Here is a 17,993-nt window from a genome sequence, read left to right as displayed (position 1 = left end):
ATCAGTGCTTTATATGCCTCTTGGTGTGCCGGGTTGGCGCCGTGGTGGCAGGGCTGTCTGGCCAGTGGTGCTTAGGGTAGCGCCCCCGCATTTCTTTTTTTACGTCCTGATAGGATCCGGCCCAAAAAGCAGCCAAATCCCGGGTAATCTGCAGTGGCCGCCGGGCGGGTGACAGCAGTTCCAGCACCAGTGCCACCCGGCCCCGGGCCAGCTCTGGCCCGGTTGCCTGACCAAACATCTCCTGCAGGCGCACCGGTAGCACAGGATCCCCTTCGGCACGATAGCGAATTCGCGCCCGGCTGCCGGTGGCCAGAGTGACAGTGCCGGGTAGCAGGGTATCCAGCAATTGTTGTTGTGACCAGTCCAGCTGGCTTTTTAATATCTCGCTCCAGTTCAGCTTCGCCAGCTCATCCCAGCGCCCCAACCCCGTCAGATAAGGCAACAGCCATTGTTCAGCCTGCTCCAGCCACACATTTTCGTCACAAGGCTCGAAGCCGCTATCGGCCAGTTTTTGTCCGGCGAGCTGTAATCTGAGCCAATATTGCTGGGCAGCCTCATCGAGTGGCAATGCCGACCAGCCTCGCCGTTTGGTCTCTGCCAGCAGACAGGATGCCTTTTGTTCCGGGCTGATGTGCTGCAAGGGTGCGCGTTGCAAGACCAGCTGGCCAAAGCACCATTGCCGTTCGGCCCGCACCCGGTTGGCGGCATTATCCCAGTGCAGTTGTTCACGGTCGATAAAGCGCTCCGGCACATACTCCTGTAGCTGCTCCAGAGTTACCGGCTCCGCCGCCTGAATAAATACCCCCAGATCGTTACGGCCAAGGGCGGCAATGGCCAGCATGGCTTTCCCCTGCAAAGGACTACCCTGAGGTACATCCGCACTCAGGCCGCCGGCCAGACCATAACGGCTTTGCTGGCGTAACAAGCCCACCCAGTCGGGGCGGGCATTCGCCAGCAAGGGGCCTGCATAGTGCCCAGTGGGGCGACTTTCTGCTTCACCCAGGCGGGTAAACCAGCGCCGCGCCGCCGTGGCCAGCTGTCGTTGACGCGCCAGCAGTTGCCCCGACAGGGGGCCTGACTCCCACCGCCCCTCTTCCAGCAAGGCAACCAGATACACAGCATCGGCCAGCGCACCCTTGCAGCCCTGTTGTTGCCAGTCTTGCGCGCTCAGCAACAACTGCCCCAACCAGGGCTCGCAGCCCAGCTGCCATACCCGCCGTCCCAGGGGAGCAAGTTGCGACCCCGCCAGCAAGCCCAGCTCGCCAAGCTGATGGCGCGCCGCCGCCAGCAGTGGCGCCGGGGGCACCGTCAGCAGCGGCAGCTGTTCGGGTTCGGCCCCCCAGGCGGCGCACTCCAGCACGAACCCGGCCAAGTCGCTCTGTTCGATTTCTGCAGGCCGCCGGGGGGCCAGTCGTGCTTGCTGCTCCTGACTCCAGAGCCGTACACAAGCCCCCGGCTGCAAACGCCCGGCCCGGCCGGCACGCTGGGTGGCCGACGCCTGCCCTATCTGCCGGCTCGTCAATCGAGTCATACCCGACTGAGGCTCAAATTCGGCGCGTCGCTCCAGTCCCGAATCCACCACTATGCTGATGCCATCGATCGTCAGTGAGGTTTCCGCCACATTGGTAGCCAGCACCACCTTGCGCCGCCCGGCCGCAGCGGGTGCAATGGCCGCCTGCTGCTCGGCCAGTGACAGCCGGCCATACAAGGGCCTGAATTCAACCCCGGTGTCGGTTTTATCGGCCAGCCAGTTCAGGGTCGCCTTGATTTCCCGCTCACCCGGGAAAAATGCCAGCACGCTGCCGGCATACTGCTCCAGGGCCGTTAAAATAGCGCGGCCCATGGCTTCATCCAGCCGGCTGTGCTGGTTGCGCGGCTGATAGCTGATTGTGACCGGAAAGCTGCGTCCGGCACTGCGGACGGTCATCGCCTCCGGCAGCAGGGTGTCCAGCGCCAGCCCTTCCAGGGTGGCCGACATGATGATGATTTTTAAGTCCTCACGCAGTGCCTGGCACTCCAGCGCAAAGGCCAGCGCCAGATCCGCCTGCAGGCTGCGCTCGTGAAACTCGTCAAATATCAGCAAGTCGATACTATCCAGCTCGGGATCCGCCTGCAGCATGCGGGTCAACACGCCTTCGGTAACTACCTCCAGCCGCGTGTGCTTGCCAACGCGGTTCTCGCCGCGCATGCGATAGCCGACTTGTTCGCCGGGTTGTTCTCCCAGCTGGGCCGCCAGGTACTGCGCTATGCTGCGCGCCGCCAGCCGCCTGGGCTCCAGCATGATAATGCGCCCGCCAATTTCGCTTCGCTTTAATAGCCACAATGGCAACCAGGTGGACTTGCCCGCCCCCGGCGGCGCTTCAATAATGATCTGATTGGCCGACAGCGCCGCTTGCAATTGCGGCAGCGCCTCGACGATAGGAAGCTGATTCACATGATTACCTAGCTGTTAAAAACGGTTATATTGTGCCAAATGGACGAATAAAGGACTATGCCATTGACCGCTGACGCCCCACGATTATTTCTGGCTTTTCCTGCCGATGAGCTGACAGGAGCGCTTAACCGGCTCCAGGATCGGCTGGCGCTGCCGGGGCGGCGCATCCCCGGCCGCCAGTTTCATTTAACCTTGCGCTTTTTAGGTGAGCTCAGCGCCACCCAGTCGGCCTCCTTGATGAAGCAACTGCCACTGATGACGCTGCCCGGCTTTACGCTCGAGCTCAACCAGCTTGGCAGTTTCCCCCGCGCCAAGGTGGTGTGGATTGGCCCCACTTGCATCCCCGACACCCTGAGCCGTTTGCATGACGACCTGACGTTGCGTTGCCACGCCTTGCGACTGGGGCCGCCACACAAGGCGTTTCGGCCGCACATTACCCTGTTTCGCCACCACAGTGCCGTCGGGCTCCCGCCAATCAGCCCCATTCGCTACCAACCCACCCGGCTATGCCTGTATAGCTCGATACAAAGCGAACAGGGCCCTCACTATGAAATACTGGAGTCCTGGCCGCTGCATACCGATGAAGCGTAAAGCCCGAGCTGTGGTGTTCAACTTACTCCCTTACCCCTCACTCTTTACACCTCACTCTAGCCACTCCCCCTCATACCTCTCGCATTCACTTACACAACGAAAGGCAAGGCTTCTACCAGCCGCATGCCCTGAGGACTGATGTCGGCTCGCCAGGCCAGACATTCCACTCCGGCGGCCAGCGCCTCGACAATCAGGGCACCATATGCAGGGTCAAGATGATGGGCCGGACTGACCCGGGTTATGCCGGTATGCAGTACACAAAAGAACAGGACCGCACGCTGGCCGTTTTGCGCGCACTGGATCAGTTCGCGCACATGCTTTTGCGCACGAACACTCTGGGTGTCGGGAAAGTACCCCTGCCCCGGGGCGCCTTCCCCTCCCTGATCTTCCTCACGCAACAGGGTGACACTCTTTACTTCCACATAGCAGTCCGGCTCACCCGGCTGGCGCAGTAAAAAGTCGATACGACTGTTTTCGCTGCCATAGCGTACCTCGGCCTTTATCTCGTCATACTGGGCCAGTGACGGGATCTGGCGCAACGAGAGTGCCTCTGCCACCAGCTGATTGGCCCTGGCGGTATTCACGCAAATGACATCACCATGGCTGTTTTCAACCAGCTCCCAGGTATGGGCATATTTGCGCTTGGCATTATCGGAGGTAGAAAAATACACAGTCCAGCCCGGCTCGGCACAGCCCGTCATCCTGCCGGTATTGGGACAATGAATGGTCAGCGGAGCCTCTGCTGAAGCCCCCTCTGGGATCACGTCGGCCAGAAATCGCTGGTAGCGTTTAATCAAGCGCCCTTGCTGTAATGAAGACGAAAACTGCAAAATTACCCCTATGGTCCATAATTTAAACTAACGAGAGCAGCCGTGTGTAAACTGCTGTTGAAAATCCGATTGCTTACCCCCATATGGAGGAATCATCGAGAAGCAGCCGTTCTTTATTAACAGCACCACTCTTGCCAATCTAGCGGCCAAAAGTGGTCGGCATCAAATTTAAAGAACGATTCTCACAGAAACGGCACTGCAAAATTGCCTTGTTGCCGCGCTTTCTGCTATAGATAGCCGCTTCTTAACATTGGTTGGCGCAATATTGCTTTTTTAGGAGATACGGAATGCCAGCAGTCGAAGTCAAAAAATCTCTCGGTATTCTGGCCATTGCCGGTGTTGAGCCCTATCAGGCCAAACCCGACGAAGAATACATGAACGAAGAGCAGAAAACGCACTTTCGTAAAATTCTGGGGGCCTGGCGCAATCAGTTGCGCGAAGAAGTGGATCGCACCATGGGCTACATGAAAGACGAAGCGGCCAACTTCCCCGATCCGGTGGACAGGGCAGCTCAGGAAGAAGAGTTTGCGCTTGAATTACGGGCTCGTGACAGAGAACGCAAGCTGATCAAGAAAATCGAAAAAACCATGCAGCAAATCGAAGAAGACGATTTTGGCTTCTGCGAGCATTGCGGCGTAGAAATCGGTATTCGCCGGTTGGAAGCCAGACCGACAGCCGATTTGTGCATCGACTGCAAGACACTGGCCGAGATCAAAGAAAAACAGATGGCCGGTTACTGATCGAGCAGCCATTGCTGATCACGGATGTGGGCTCTGGGCCTGGTTGCCTTTGTCGTTGCGAAGGCCGTGGCCCGTGCCTTTGCAGGCAAAACACCGCCTGACTGTTCTGCACCACAGAGCCCGGATTCCTGCCTGTACGGGCATGGCAACCGAGCCACACCTGTGGTGCCGCATGACTTAACAGGGCCTGTTGACCCTTCGAGATGATTTTTTCGGCCATTGATGGGGTTTTATACGAGGCATAGCCTGTGCCATGTAGTATGCTCCATCAATCAGCGAGAACGCCGTGGAAAGGCAGCATAAACGCAGCCTTTCGGGTTCGGCGAAACGTGTTTTCCTCTTTCACGATAAAAACGCGTTTCGCCCGGGCAACATTCAACCGCGAAAGATCAACAGGCTTTTTATGAATAACAGTGCGCCCAGGCCTTATATCGGGCGCTTTGCTCCCTCGCCCAGCGGCCCCCTGCACTTTGGCTCCTTGGTTGCCGCCCTCGGTAGCTATTTACAAGCCAGAAGTCAGCAAGGTTTATGGCTGCTGCGCATCGAAGATCTGGATCCGCCCCGGGAAGTTCCCGGGGCGGCCGATGCCATATTGCATACCCTGGACGCCTTCGGCCTGCATTGGGATGGCCCGCTGGTTTATCAGAGTCAACGACTGGGTGCCTATCAGGCCGTTCTCGACAGCTGGTCACGTCTTGGGCTCACCTACCATTGCCGCTGCACACGCAAGATGATTTCAGCCAGCGGCGGTTTCTATAACGGTCACTGCCGTAACCTGGCACTCCCCGACCAAGAGGCCGCTACTCGACTGGTCATGAATCGGCCGGTATATCATTTTCATGACCAACTGCAGGGCACCGTCAGGATCCCCCGCGCGCTGGCCGAAGAAGACTTTATTATTCGCCGCCGCGATGGCCTTTATGCCTATAATCTGGCGGTGGTACTCGATGACGCCGACGCCGGCATTACCGAAGTGGTACGCGGCGCCGATTTACTCGAACCCAGCGGCCGCCAGATTTCCCTGTATCAGATGCTGAAGGCACCTGTCCCGCGCTGGTTACATTTGCCACTGGCGTCCCATTCAGGCCATAAATTGTCGAAACAAAACCATGCTCCGGCCCTCGATATCCAGCAACCGGGCCAGGCGCTGTGGCAGGCGCTGGACTTTCTTGGCCAGCAGCCTCCTGCGGATCTATTTGGGGCTGGCTCGAGTGAATTGTTAAGCTGGGCCCAACTCAATTGGCGCCTGAGCCTGATACCAAAAAAAACCAATATCGAGTTGAGGTGCGTTGGTAGTTCGCATTTTCAGCGCCCTGCGCTATTATAGTGCGCCAATTTTTTTAGCTTAAGGCCTTGCGAGGTGTCCTATTTTTTCCCAGATTGCCGGCTTTTGTAGAAAGCTGCTTACCCGACAACAGGAGGCGTTGCCATTGCAACCCGTGGTGTTAGAGCGCGACCAACATGGTATTTCGCGCCGCCAGATCAGTGAAAACGCCCTGAAAGTACTGTACCGCCTGAACAAAGCCGGCTTTGAAGCCTACTTGGTCGGCGGTGGGGTGCGTGACTTGCTGCTGGGGCGCCAACCCAAAGACTTTGATGTCGCCACCAGCGCCACCCCCGACCAGGTCAAGCAGCTTTTCAGCAATAGCCGCTTGGTCGGTCGCCGCTTTCGCCTGGCCCACGTCTTGTTTGGCCGCGATGTCATTGAGGTGGCCACCTTTCGTGGCCATCATCATGAGGTCAACAACAACAAGAATATCTCTTCCCAGTCATCGGAAGGCATGCTGTTACGCGATAATGTCTACGGCACCATAGAAGAAGATGCCGAACGCCGCGACTTCAGTATCAACGCGCTGTATTACAACATTGCCGATTTCAGTGTGGTTGGCTTTGCCAACGGACTCAAGGATTTGGAGGCTCGACGCCTCGACCTGATTGGCGACCCGGAAACCCGCTACCGGGAAGACCCGGTGCGCATGATACGGGCGGTACGCTTTGCAGCCAAGCTGGGGCTGACCATCAGCCCACGCACCGAAGCGCCCATTCGCAACCTGGCGCCCTTGTTATCGGATATTCCTCCGGCTCGCCTGTTTGAAGAAACCCTCAAACTGCTGCTGGCCGGTTACGGTCTTGAAACCTACCGCAAATTACAGCATTACGGTCTGTTTGCGCCTTTGTTCCCGGAAGCTGCCGAAGTAATGGGTCAGGGCGACAATAACTATGGTCGTTTCCTTGAACTGGCACTCATCAATACCGACGAGCGCATCGCTCAGGATATGCGCGTCACGCCGGCTTTCTTGTATGCCGCCCTATTGTGGGGCCCTTTTGAAACTCGCACTCAGCAGTTTATGCTTGAAGGTGGCCTTAATTATTATGATGCCTCTTTGCTGGCCATGGATGAAGTGCTGGGCCGTCAGGTAAAAAGTGTCGCGATTCCCCGCCGTTTCAGCTCTGTGGTACGTGATATCTGGCAGCTGCAGGATCGTCTGACCAAGCGCAGCGGCAAGCGGCCACACCGCCTGCTCGAGCACCCCAAGTTTCGGGCCGGGTATGATTTTTTATTGCTGAGAGCCGAGTTGAACCCGCAGCTGAAAGAGCTGGCCGAATGGTGGACCGATTTTCAACAGGCCAACCCTGTGGATCGCCAGCAGCTGTCTCGTACTGCGCAGGCAAGGCACAATCAGCCGGGCGACGAAGCTCGCAAGCCGCGCAAACGGCCTCGCCGTCGGCCGCGGAAGAAGAAAGAAGTATGAGTCAGGTGTTTGTGGCCCTGGGGGCCAACCTGGGCGAGCCACTGGCGCACATTCAGGCGGCACAGCGGGCCCTGGCTGAATTGGCCACGCCGGGCAGCCTGCGTCACTCTCCGCTTTATCAAAGCCAGCCGATGGGGCCGGCCGATCAGCCGCCTTATATCAATGGGGTGTCCATGTTTGATACCTCTCTTGAGCCCCACGCCTTGCTGGATGCATTGCAAGCCATAGAGCAATCCGAAGGTCGGGTACGCAAGGACGAGCGCTGGGGACCCCGCACTCTGGACCTGGATATACTGCTTTATGACGATCTGGTGATGGACGATCCGCGTTTAACACTGCCCCATTACGGCATGAAACAGCGCGAGTTTGTGCTCTACCCCCTGGCCGATTTAAGCCCCAACCTGCGGTTACCCTGTGGCAGTGATCTGGCTCAGCTGTTAACCCGCTGCCCCACCAATGGACTGACCCCTCTGCCCCGGCAGTAAAAGGAATAACTCATGAGTAAAGTCACCACGGCCCGCCTGCTTGCCATGAAACAGGCACAGCAGAAAATAGCCATGATCACCGCCTACGACGCCAGCTTTGCCCGGCTGTTCGAACAGGCCGGTGCGCACGCTATTTTAATCGGTGATTCGTTGGGCATGGTATTGCAAGGCGAAACAAGCACCCTGAAAGTCACCGTCGAAGACATGGCCTACCACACCCGATGTGTAGCCAATGGCTGTGAAAAGACGCTGATTGTCGCCGATTTACCCTTTATGAGTTACAGCAATCCCGAGCAGGCCTGTGCCAATGCCGCCACTTTGATGCGTGCCGGTGCCCACATGGTGAAGCTGGAAGGCGGCGACTGGCTGGCAGACACCGTCACCCAGCTGACCCGACAGGGGATTCCGGTGTGCGGCCACCTTGGGCTGACGCCCCAGTCGGTACATGTATTTGGCGGTTTCAAACTGCAGGGCCGCGCAGCCGAACAGGCCGAACAAATCAAACGCGATGCCAGGGCACTGGAAGCGGCGGGGGCCCAGTTGTTGGTGCTGGAGTGCGTACCCAGCCCGCTGGCCCGGGAGATCAGCCAGATGCTGACGATACCGGTTATCGGCATTGGCGCCGGCCCCGATACCGATGGTCAGGTACTGGTGATGCAGGATGCCCTGGGGTTAACTACCGGCTATGTCCCGACCTTCACCAAGAATTTTCTGGCCGAACACGGTCAGGTTCAGGCCGCCATTGCCGCCTATGTCACCGAGGTTGCCGAAGGCCGTTTCCCCGGCCCGGAGCACAGCTTTAACTGAGAGCAGAACATGCAGCTGATTGATAACACGGAAACGTTAAGAGCCACCATTACCCACTGGCGCCAGCAGGGCGAACGTATCGGCTTTGTGCCCACCATGGGCAATCTGCATCAGGGCCATGTCACCCTGGTGCAAGAGGCCCGCCGCCGCTGCGACCGCGTGGTGGTCAGCATCTTTGTTAATCCGCTGCAGTTTGATCGCGCCTCGGATCTGAACGCCTATCCGCGCACGCTGGAGCAGGACTGTGCTCACCTGAACGAGCTGGCTGATGCCGTTTTTACCCCCACGCCCACGCTGATGTACCCTGCTGGCCAGCAACAACAAACCCGTGTCACCGTACCCGGCATTGCCGATGTGCTGGAAGGCGCACTGCGCCCCGGCCACTTCGATGGCGTGAGCACTGTGGTCTGTAAACTCTTCAATCTGGTGCAGCCGGATCTGGCCTGCTTTGGTGAAAAAGACTACCAGCAACTGGCGCTGATCCGTAAAATGGTCACCGATTTGAATATGCCGCTCGAGATTGTGGGCGTGCCCACGGTGCGAGCCGAAGACGGTTTGGCACTCAGCTCGCGCAATGGCTATCTTACGCCGGCCGAACGCGAACAAGCGCCCGAGCTGGCCGCTACCATGCGCTGGCTGGCCGAGCGAATGGCATCCGGTGAGCGGGATGTGGCGCAACTCGTCAGTGATGGCAGTGCGCGTCTGAACAGCCGCGGCTTCACGACCGATGGCATCGACATTGTGGATGCAGACACCCTGCTACCCTTGACCAGCGAGAGCCGGGCCGTGGTGATTCTCATGGCGGCCTTCCTTGGCAAGGCCAGATTGATAGATAACCAAGTCGTACCTTTATAAGACCCGTGAGTAGCACAGCACTACCCGGCCTTATGCCCTGAAACAGCAATAATGGAGACAAGATAAAGATGGATATGCAACGCATCATGCTCAGAGGCAAGTTACATCAGGCCCGGGTAACCCACGCCGAGCTGAATTACGAAGGCTCCTGCGCCATCGACCAGGATCTGCTGGACGCGGTCAACATTCGCGAATACGAGCAAATCGATATTTATAACATCGACAATGGCGAGCGCTTTCACACCTACGCCATTTCCGGTGAGCGCGGCTCTCGGATGATCTCGCTCAACGGTGCCGCCGCACGTAAAGCCGCCGTAGGCGATCGCATCATTATCTGTGCCTATGCCCCCATGAGCGAGCAGCAGATCGAAGGCTACGATCCCAACCTGGTGTATCTGGATGCAGACAACAACATAGTACGCACTAGTAAGAATATCCCACTGCAACTGGCATAAACACAGTCTGTAAGCCACTCTCTTAGTCACAACTATTTTTTGATACTAGTGGTTTAGTCGGGCAGAGGGCACTACTCCTCCGACTCGCCGTGAACCCATCCATGGGGGCTCCGCCGCGCCATCCCTGGCGCGGAGGGTCGGCGGAGCAGACACCCTTTGCCCTCCCATTGACACTGGAGTTGCCCGTCAGTGGTGCTCACCGACGACTCAGAGTCTAAAAAGAGGCGGCTGGGATAGCCTCAGCCGACCATCACATGACAGGGACGTCATGTGCTGAGCGTCGCAGGGATGCAGTTTAGCGTGTCGGAAGAGGCTACCCAGTTGCCTCTGACACTATTACGGACTGACAGATTTGTGACCAAGAGCCAGGCTGTAAGCCGTCAGTTAAACAAAAGCACCGAGCATGAAGCTCGGTGTTTTTGTTGGTATGGTCGAGCTGTTAGCTAATTGGTTTGATATTAGGCCGAGAGGAGTGCCCCGTCTGATATGCGGCAATACACCATAGAACTTCAGCCCTTATCCGCGCAAGACTTAAGCGCCGCCGCCCGGCTGTGTGCGCTGGCAATGTGCGACAACCCTTTGCATATCAAGGTGTTTGGCCCTGGGGCCGTTAAGCGCCAGCGACGTCTGACGCGACTGTTTACCGGTTTGTTGCCCTACATAGCACGCAAGGGCGAGCTGATGGGGGCCTATGCTGATGGGCAGCTGGTCGGGGTATTGGGTCGTTTACGGCCGGGTTTGTGCCAGCCAAGTTGGCGGGATGTTCTGACGTTAACACCGGCCTTGCTCAGCAGTAACTCTCCGCTGGGCCTGATAAAAACCCTGCGCTGGCTCGCCAGCTGGGCCCGGCTCGACCCCGCGGAGCCTCACTGGCATTTGGGTCCCCTGGCCGTCGCGCCTCACTGGCAACGGCAGGGCATGGGTCGGTTACTGATGAAGCATGCCATCAAGGATGCGGCAGGGGTCGGCTTATATCTGGAAACGGATAAACTCAGCAATATGCATTTTTACCAACGACTCGGTTTCAAGATAACAGCGACTCCCACCCTGTTGGCGACCCCGACCTGGCTGATGCAGTTCAGGTGACAGTGAGGTGTGAGGTGTGAGGTGTGAGGCGTGAGGAGGAAAAGCCACACCTGTGGATTCGGTGTTTGGCTCCTATTCCCCTCACTCTTTACGTCTCACCTGTTGCTAAGATCGCAGTCCACGCCCGGTGTGAATAAGGTACCAGGCCGCACCATAAAACAGCGTGATAAAGCCGATGATGATGCCATAGGCCAGGGTCAGCGGCACATCACTGATCCCCAGAAAACCGTAGCGGAACGCATTCACCATATACAGTACCGGGTTGACCTGGGAGACACCCTGCCAGAACTCAGGCAGCAGGCTGATGGAATAAAACACCCCGCCCAGGTAGGTCAGTGGCGTGAGTATAAAAGTGGGAATAATGCTGACATCGTCGAAACTGCGGGCAAAAATGGCGTTAAGCAAGCCTGCCAGCGAAAACAGCACCGCGGTCAAAAACACGGTGAAAATCACGCTAAACAGATGTTCTATGTGCAAGTCGACAAAAAACAGCGAGACCAGGCTCACAATCAGGCCCACCAGCAGGCCCCGTATTACGCCGCCACCAACGTAGCCGGCAATAATCACATAGGTGGGTACCGGCGCCACCAGCAGCTCTTCAACGTTATGCTGAAACTTGCTGCTGTAAAATGACGAAGCCACGTTGGAATAAGAGTTGGTGATCACCGACATCATGATCAGGCCCGGCACTATAAAGGCCATGTAGGAAAAGCCGTCCATTTCGCCAATGCGGCTCCCGATCAGGTTGCCGAAAATCACGAAGTACAGCGTCATGGTAATGGCGGGAGGGACCAGGGTCTGTACCCAGATACGGCCAAAACGGACGATTTCCCGGCGCAGTATGCTCTTGAAGGCCACATAATAGTTTTTACGGCTCATGCAGTCTCTCTCCCCCGCTCTACCAAATTCACAAACAGCTCTTCCAGTCGATTGGACTTGTTACGCATACTGAGCACCCGCACTCCCTGTTCGTTGAGTTGAGCAAACACCCCATTCAGCCCCTGCTCTTTTTTAACTTCCACTTCCAGGGTGTGATCGTCCAGGAGCTGCCAGTTAACGCCCGACAAAAAAGGCTCCCGGCCGTCGGCAGCCAGATCCAGAATAAAGGTTTCTACATTCAGCTTGCCCAACAGGCCCTTCATGCTGGTATTTTCCACCAGCCGCCCTTTATCGATAATACCTATGTTACGGCACAGCAACTCGGCTTCTTCCAGATAATGGGTGGTGAGAATGATGGTGATCCCCTGCTGGTTGATATCCTTCAGAAAGTCCCACATGGCGCGGCGAATTTCGATATCCACCCCGGCGGTCGGCTCATCCAGAATCAACAGCTTGGGCTCGTGCATCAAGGCACGCGCTATCATGAGGCGGCGTTTCATACCGCCGGACAGGGTCCGGGCTGGAACATCCCGCTTATCCCACAGATCCAGCTGTTTCAGGTAACGTTCGGCGCGAACTTTCGCATCTTTGCGCGCCACGCCGTATAAGCCCGCCTGATTGATGACAATTTGCTGCACTTTTTCAAACTGGTTAAAGTTGAACTCTTGCGGTACCAGGCCGATCTGGGTTTTGGCCTGCTCGAGATGGGTGTCCAGATCGAAGCCAAACACCTGTACCTTGCCGGCAGTTTTATTGACCAGCGAAGAAATAATCCCGATAGTGGTCGATTTACCTGCACCATTCGGGCCCAGCAGGGCATAGAAATCCCCTTTTTCAACGCTAAGGTCGATGCCCTTCAACGCCTCTACGCCACCGGCGTAGGTTTTTCGCAAGCCTTCAATTTCCAGTGCTTTGGTCATCAATAGCTCCATAGAATAAAAAGCCCAAGGACGGTCATCGAGCATCAGCTCGTCGCCTTAGGCTAACTGTGTGTAAGCAGAAAAAATCTAGTCGAGTGGTATCACCTTGCCGATGTAGGGCAAGTTGCGGTAGCGCTGGGCGTAATCAATGCCATAGCCCACGACAAACTCGTCGGGAATGGTGAAACCGACCCAGTCTACCGGTACTTCCACTTCCCGTCGCTCGGGTTTATCCAGCAGTGAGCAAATCGTTAACGAGGCGGGTTGACGCAACGACAGAATTTCTTTTACCTTGCTCAGGGTATAACCGGTGTCGATGATGTCTTCGACAATCAATACATGCTTGCCATGTATTTCATCATCCAGATCCTTGAGGATCCGCACATCACGGTTGCTTTCCATGTGACTGCCATAGCTTGATGCCGTCATGAAGTCGAGTCGCACCGGCAGGGGTATCTGACGACAGAGATCGGCCATAAAGACACAGGAGCCACGGAGCAAGCCAACCATTACCAGTTCATCAACACCTTGATAATGCGCGGTTATTTGCTCACCTATGGCCTGGATCCTGGCATTGACCTCTTCTGTGCTGATCAGGACATCCACTCTGTGTTTCATTTTTCGCTCCGCTCGGGTCATCACACCCGACTGTGATTAAAGCCGTATTCTAGCGGAATTTCTGCCCGGGTGCATACTGGGCGTGAAGCTTGAGGAGTAAGGCGTGAGGGGTAAAAACCCGCCTCTGCAGACCCGGTGTCGGGCCTCGCGCTGTGCGCTTGGTCCTGCGCTCCTCACTCTTTACCTCTCGCTACTCACGCCGTTCCCGTACCCCCAACGAGGCATCAGGCTTTGCTGCAGATCCAGATGGTCCAGAATGCGGGCCACCATAAAGTCGACCAAATCGGCAATGGTTTTCGGTTGATGATAAAAACCCGGCGAGGCCGGCATTATGGTCACGCCCAGGTTGGCCAGCTTGAGCATGTTCTCCAGATGCAGTGCCGAATAAGGAGACTCACGGGGCACCACAATAAGCTGCCCCTTTTCCTTGATCACCACATCGGCGGCACGCTCGATTAAATTATCCGAAATGCCCATCGCAATAGAGGCCAGGGTGCCCATGGAGCAGGGACAAATCACCATGCGCCTGGGCGCGCCCGAGCCCGAGGCAACCGGTGAAAACCACTCTTCCTTGCCATAGACCTTGAGCTGCTCAGGGGCCGCCTGATAGCGCTCACCCAGCAAGGCGGCCAGCGCCTCGGGCCGGGCGGGCCACTGTTCATTTTGCTCCGCAGCCATGACCACCCGAGCCGCACTGGACACCAATAAATGCACCTGCAGGCCCGCAGCCAGTAACCGCTCCAGCAACGCCAACGCATAGGGCGCACCGGACGCTCCGGACAACGCCAGCGTGATCTGGGCATGACGAGGGTAATCAGTTGTGCTCATGATGTTGCTCCAGGGCCTGTAGTAAACGCTGATGAATACCGCCGAACCCGCCGTTACTCATCACCAGAATGTGGTCGCCCGCCCGCGCCGCCGCCACCAGCTCGGCAATCAAGGTCTCTAATTCAACAAAAATACGCCCATTGGGGCAGGCATTGGCCACCGCCGCCAAATCCCAGTTCAGGTCGGCGGGCTGAAACAAGTAGGTTTCGTCGGCCAGCTGTAGCGAATCTGCCAGCGGCTGCTGATGCACGCCCATTTTCATGGTGTTGGAACGGGGTTCGAGCACGGCCAGCACCCGACCGCCCCCCTGGGCATTCACCTGCGCGGTCAGCCCCGCCAGGGTGCTGGCAATGGCGGTCGGGTGATGGGCAAAATCATCCCATACGCGAATATCAGACACTTCGCCTTTCAGCTCCATGCGTCGTTTGGGCGAAACAAACAGGCATAAGGACTTGATGGCTTCCGCCACCGGTACTCCGGCATGGCGCGCCGCGGCCAATGCCATCAGGCCATTGTGTACGTTATGCAGGCCAATGCAGTCCCAGCGAACCTCGCCCACGGGCTTGCCATCGAGCAAGACCGCAAAATGGCTGCCATCGGCTTGCAGGGCCTGAGCCTGCCACAGCCCTCCTTCGCCCAGATATTCCACCTCGCTCCAGCAGCCCATGGCCAGCACCTCATCGACCGCGGGGGTCTGGGTGGGAGCCAGAATACGGCCGTGCCCCGGCACCATGCGTAGCAAGTGATGGAATTGTCGTTGAATTGCCGCGAGATCGTCGAAGATGTCGGCATGATCAAACTCAAGGTTATTCACAATGAGGGTGCTGGGACGGTAATGAACGAACTTGGATCGCTTGTCGAAAAAGGCGCTGTCGTACTCATCGGCTTCAATGACAAAAAACGGCGCCTCACCCAGGCGGGCCGATACCTCAAAGTTACCGGGCACACCACCGATTAGAAAGCCCGGCGTCAGGCCACAGTCTTCCAGAATCCAGGCCAGCATGCCCGCCGTGGTGGTTTTGCCATGGGTGCCGGATACCGCCAGCACCCAGCGGTCTTGCAACACATGCTCAAGCAGCCACTGGGGCCCGGAAGTATAGGGAATTCGTTGGTCAAGCACCGCCTCTACGCAGGGATTGCCACGACTCATGGCGTTGCCGATCACCACCAGATCGGGCCTGGGCTCAAGCTGAGCCGGGTCATAGCCTTCTATCAGCCCTATGCCCTGCTGCTGCAGCTGCGTGCTCATGGGGGGATACACATTGGCGTCGCTACCGGTCACCCTGTAACCCAGCTGTTTGGCCAATACCGCCAGCCCGCCCATAAAGGTGCCGCAAATACCTAGAATATGAATATGCATGAAATGTCTCTGGCTGCTGTATTACCCGCATTCTAACAATCCGCCACCACTTTGGGCACTTGTATGGCGATCTGTACGACAGTAGTTATAATATCCCCCTATGATCCGAGTAATCGTTACCCATTTGTATAACAGCTGTCGTCCAGCAAGAGTGATAAGCTCAGTTATCCATTTCGTTACATACAAACCTTGAAGGAAACGTCATGAGCCTGAACCAGGTACCCGCCGGAAAAAACCTGCCCGAAGATATTTATGTAGTGATCGAAATTCCACAAAACGCCGATCCTGTTAAATACGAAGTCGATAAAGACACGGGCGCCCTGTTTGTCGACCGTTTCATGTCAACGCCCATGTTCTACCCTTGCAACTATGGCTACGTGAACAACACCCTGTCGCTGGATGGTGACCCGGTAGACGTACTGGTGCACACCCCTTATCCGCTGGAAGCAGGCTCGGTGATCCGCTGCCGTCCCGTTGGTGTGCTGAACATGACCGACGAGTCTGGCGAAGATGCCAAAATTGTTGCGGTACCACACAGCAAGCTGAGTAAAGAATACGAGCACATTCAGGACATCAACGATGTTTCTGAATTGCTGAAGGCGCAGATCCAGCACTTCTTCGAGCACTACAAGGATTTGGAAGCAGGCAAGTGGGTCAAGTTGAACGGTTGGGGTGACAAGGCCGCCGCCGAAGCCGAGATCCTCAGCTCTGCCGAGCGTTACAATAAAGGCTGATCAATCAGTCGATTAATACGTAAAAAGAGCACCTCGAGTGCTCTTTTTTATGGCCGTAATTTGACAATCCATTAACATGAATTAAGCTGTAATCCGTCAGTGCTTTGCAGCCTGACGGCCGATGAACATTCCTTAATCTGCACGTTTTTTATTCTTGGCTGACTGTTCAGCCCGGGTTCTGTTGACCGGTCAGCAGCAGTTTAAACGTCTGCTCGGTACTTTATTCACAGTACGATTAACGTCTCAATCAGGGAGTGATTCGATGTCGATAAGAATGGGAATCTTTCTGGCCTGCTTACCCTTCATTACCTCGGCTCATAATCTGACCCTGCATCAGGCGCCGCCTGCCGTGGCGGTCACCAGCCAGGGTGAATTGCTCCTGATGCAGGATCAGCTAAGTGCCCGTCCCTGGCAGCTGAGTGATGGCCAGGGCAAGGTACGGCTGGTGCAGCATATTGCCGGACGCAGCAGTGCCAAAGAATTGAACGCCCCGCTGATTGAGGCCATCAAAGCGGCCCAACTCCCTCGTGACCATTATCAGACCGTCACCATCATCAATGTGGACGATGCCCTGTTTGGCACCTCGGGTTTTGTGCGCAGCAGTGCCGAAAGCAGCAAGCGGGAATTTCCCTGGTCATCCATAGTGGTTGACAATAAGGGGGAGGTAGCACAAAAGTGGCAATTAACAGCCAGAAGCTCGGCTATTATTCTGCTGGATAAAGAAGGTAGGGTACTTTTTACCAAAGAAGGGGCATTAGCCGGTGAGCAGATAAAAGACGTGCTGAAGCTCATACAAACTGCATTATAAATTTAAAACATTCCGGGCTTACCAATACTTTATGCTGTGCTGTCACTTATTCCATGATGGCGATAATGGTCGCCAGAATACCCAGGCTGGAAAGATAACCCACCAGCAACAGCACCCTGGCCATGTTGGGTTTACCTTTAGGATCTTGTTGCATGTACATGCTCTACTCCGTTGAAAAACTCGGCCTGATTTTAACATGAAAACAACATAGTTAACAATAGCCACTGGTAGAGCCAGTAATACCAAACTGATTAAATAGCAGATCTATTTCTGCTCTATAAATGTCGGACAAAGGGTCTCCTCCACCGACCCGCTTCAGATGAATGACACTCACCGTTTCAGCCAGCTGCGAGCATTCACTGGATGCTCGGTCCGGCTGAAACGATTCGTCACGGCGAGACAAGCCCGTCCCCTGTACGCTCAGCACATGACGTCCCTGTCATGTGATGGTCGGCGGAGAAGATCCCTTCATCCTCCTTGATGCTACGGAGCTGCCTGTTCGTGCTGTCTACAGACAACCCGGTGCCTCTGGTACTCAGGCTCAAAGATGATCAGATCTTTACTGTCATTGTATAAGTACAACATTATCAACAAGATTCAGTCTCGCCGAGCGGCAACGACAAACACACATACCGGAGCAAGTCCGGTATGTGTGTTCAGCCTGAAAGAAAAAACAGTGAGGCGTGAGAGCGTGAGGGGAAACGAGTCAAATACCGAGTCTATCGGTTGGGTGTTATACCAAGCACATTAAATAAATGATCTATTTCATTGTTGTGTAGGCATCGGACAAAGGGACTACTCCGACGACCC

The 17,993-nt window shown here is 56.2% G+C and carries 18 protein-coding genes; 11 read left to right on the top strand and 7 right to left on the bottom strand.

Annotation, left to right across the window (positions count from 1 at the left end; translation table 11 throughout):
• Position 1: 1 nt before the first annotated feature.
• Positions 2-2,434, bottom strand: coding sequence for an ATP-dependent helicase HrpB (gene hrpB, locus ACN0VL_RS11035; protein WP_417617316.1), 2,433 nt, complete (start codon positions 2,432-2,434; stop codon positions 2-4).
• Positions 2,435-2,491: 57 nt separating this feature from the next.
• On the opposite strand from hrpB, the gene thpR reads away from it, so the two are divergent.
• Entirely contained in the window at positions 2,492-3,025 is a 534-nt protein-coding gene (thpR, locus tag ACN0VL_RS11030; RefSeq protein ID WP_417617314.1) for an RNA 2',3'-cyclic phosphodiesterase, read from the top strand.
• An 89-nt stretch (positions 3,026-3,114) separates the two neighbouring features.
• Here thpR and sfsA read toward each other — a convergent pair whose 3' ends face one another.
• Complete coding sequence (sfsA, locus tag ACN0VL_RS11025) at positions 3,115-3,855, bottom strand: DNA/RNA nuclease SfsA (RefSeq protein WP_417617312.1); 741 nt, start codon at positions 3,853-3,855, stop codon at positions 3,115-3,117.
• A 287-nt stretch (positions 3,856-4,142) separates the two neighbouring features.
• Here sfsA and dksA point away from each other — a divergent pair, with 287 nt between their 5' ends.
• The 8 genes from dksA to ACN0VL_RS10985 all read left to right on the top strand — a co-directional run bounded on the left by dksA (position 4,143) and on the right by ACN0VL_RS10985 (position 11,036).
• Entirely contained in the window at positions 4,143-4,595 is a 453-nt protein-coding gene (dksA, locus tag ACN0VL_RS11020) for an RNA polymerase-binding protein DksA (protein ID WP_417617310.1), read from the top strand.
• A 403-nt stretch (positions 4,596-4,998) separates the two neighbouring features.
• Positions 4,999-5,922: a tRNA glutamyl-Q(34) synthetase GluQRS gene (gene gluQRS / locus ACN0VL_RS11015; protein WP_417617308.1), complete on the top strand. Its 924-nt coding sequence runs from the start codon at positions 4,999-5,001 to the stop codon at positions 5,920-5,922.
• A 73-nt stretch (positions 5,923-5,995) separates the two neighbouring features.
• The gene (pcnB, locus tag ACN0VL_RS11010; RefSeq protein ID WP_417617371.1) at positions 5,996-7,348 is read left to right on the top strand and encodes a polynucleotide adenylyltransferase PcnB; all 1,353 of its coding nucleotides are present in this window, start codon (positions 5,996-5,998) and stop codon (positions 7,346-7,348) included.
• The gene (gene folK / locus ACN0VL_RS11005; protein ID WP_417617306.1) at positions 7,345-7,833 is read left to right on the top strand and encodes a 2-amino-4-hydroxy-6-hydroxymethyldihydropteridine diphosphokinase; all 489 of its coding nucleotides are present in this window, start codon (positions 7,345-7,347) and stop codon (positions 7,831-7,833) included. The genes pcnB and folK overlap by 4 nt, the downstream gene beginning before the upstream one ends.
• A 12-nt stretch (positions 7,834-7,845) precedes the next feature.
• A complete protein-coding gene (gene panB, locus ACN0VL_RS11000; protein ID WP_417617304.1) occupies positions 7,846-8,640 on the top strand; it encodes a 3-methyl-2-oxobutanoate hydroxymethyltransferase in 795 nt (264 codons plus the stop codon).
• A 9-nt stretch (positions 8,641-8,649) separates the two neighbouring features.
• A complete protein-coding gene (gene panC, locus ACN0VL_RS10995; protein WP_417617302.1) occupies positions 8,650-9,495 on the top strand; it encodes a pantoate--beta-alanine ligase in 846 nt (281 codons plus the stop codon).
• A gap of 74 nt (positions 9,496-9,569) precedes the next feature.
• The gene (panD, locus tag ACN0VL_RS10990) at positions 9,570-9,950 is read left to right on the top strand and encodes an aspartate 1-decarboxylase (protein ID WP_417617369.1); all 381 of its coding nucleotides are present in this window, start codon (positions 9,570-9,572) and stop codon (positions 9,948-9,950) included.
• Between the two features lie 486 nt (positions 9,951-10,436).
• Positions 10,437-11,036, top strand: coding sequence for a GNAT family N-acetyltransferase (locus ACN0VL_RS10985; protein ID WP_417617301.1), 600 nt, complete (start codon positions 10,437-10,439; stop codon positions 11,034-11,036).
• 105 nt (positions 11,037-11,141) lie between these two features.
• Here ACN0VL_RS10985 and ACN0VL_RS10980 read toward each other — a convergent pair whose 3' ends face one another.
• The 5 genes from ACN0VL_RS10980 to mpl all read right to left on the bottom strand — a co-directional run bounded on the left by ACN0VL_RS10980 (position 11,142) and on the right by mpl (position 15,641).
• Positions 11,142-11,915 carry an ABC transporter permease gene (locus ACN0VL_RS10980; RefSeq protein WP_417617299.1) on the bottom strand — a complete coding sequence of 258 codons (774 nt, stop codon included), beginning with the start codon at positions 11,913-11,915 and terminating at the stop codon, positions 11,142-11,144.
• A complete protein-coding gene (locus tag ACN0VL_RS10975) occupies positions 11,912-12,835 on the bottom strand; it encodes an ABC transporter ATP-binding protein (protein WP_417617297.1) in 924 nt (307 codons plus the stop codon). Before ACN0VL_RS10975 ends, ACN0VL_RS10980 begins: the two co-directional genes overlap by 4 nt.
• 87 nt (positions 12,836-12,922) lie before the next feature.
• Positions 12,923-13,453, bottom strand: a complete 531-nt coding sequence (gene hpt / locus ACN0VL_RS10970; protein WP_417617295.1) for a hypoxanthine phosphoribosyltransferase — start codon at positions 13,451-13,453, stop codon at positions 12,923-12,925.
• Positions 13,454-13,633: 180 nt separating this feature from the next.
• Positions 13,634-14,281, bottom strand: a complete 648-nt coding sequence (locus ACN0VL_RS10965) for a flavin prenyltransferase UbiX (protein WP_417617293.1) — start codon at positions 14,279-14,281, stop codon at positions 13,634-13,636.
• Positions 14,268-15,641: a UDP-N-acetylmuramate:L-alanyl-gamma-D-glutamyl-meso-diaminopimelate ligase gene (gene mpl, locus ACN0VL_RS10960; RefSeq protein ID WP_417617292.1), complete on the bottom strand. Its 1,374-nt coding sequence runs from the start codon at positions 15,639-15,641 to the stop codon at positions 14,268-14,270. Before mpl ends, ACN0VL_RS10965 begins: the two co-directional genes overlap by 14 nt.
• Positions 15,642-15,844: 203 nt before the next feature.
• Here mpl and ppa point away from each other — a divergent pair, with 203 nt between their 5' ends.
• Complete coding sequence (gene ppa, locus ACN0VL_RS10955; RefSeq protein WP_417617290.1) at positions 15,845-16,375, top strand: inorganic diphosphatase; 531 nt, start codon at positions 15,845-15,847, stop codon at positions 16,373-16,375.
• A 262-nt stretch (positions 16,376-16,637) separates the two neighbouring features.
• A complete protein-coding gene (locus ACN0VL_RS10950; RefSeq protein WP_417617289.1) occupies positions 16,638-17,183 on the top strand; it encodes a YtfJ family protein in 546 nt (181 codons plus the stop codon).
• The last annotated feature ends 810 nt before the right edge of the window (positions 17,184-17,993 follow it).

This window comes from Oceanisphaera sp. (genome assembly GCF_048268965.1).
In the GTDB taxonomy this organism is placed as follows: Bacteria; Pseudomonadota; Gammaproteobacteria; order Enterobacterales; family Aeromonadaceae; genus Oceanimonas.
The sequence above is the reverse complement of the archived record's forward strand: the minus strand, read 5'-3'. Positions and strand labels throughout refer to the sequence as shown.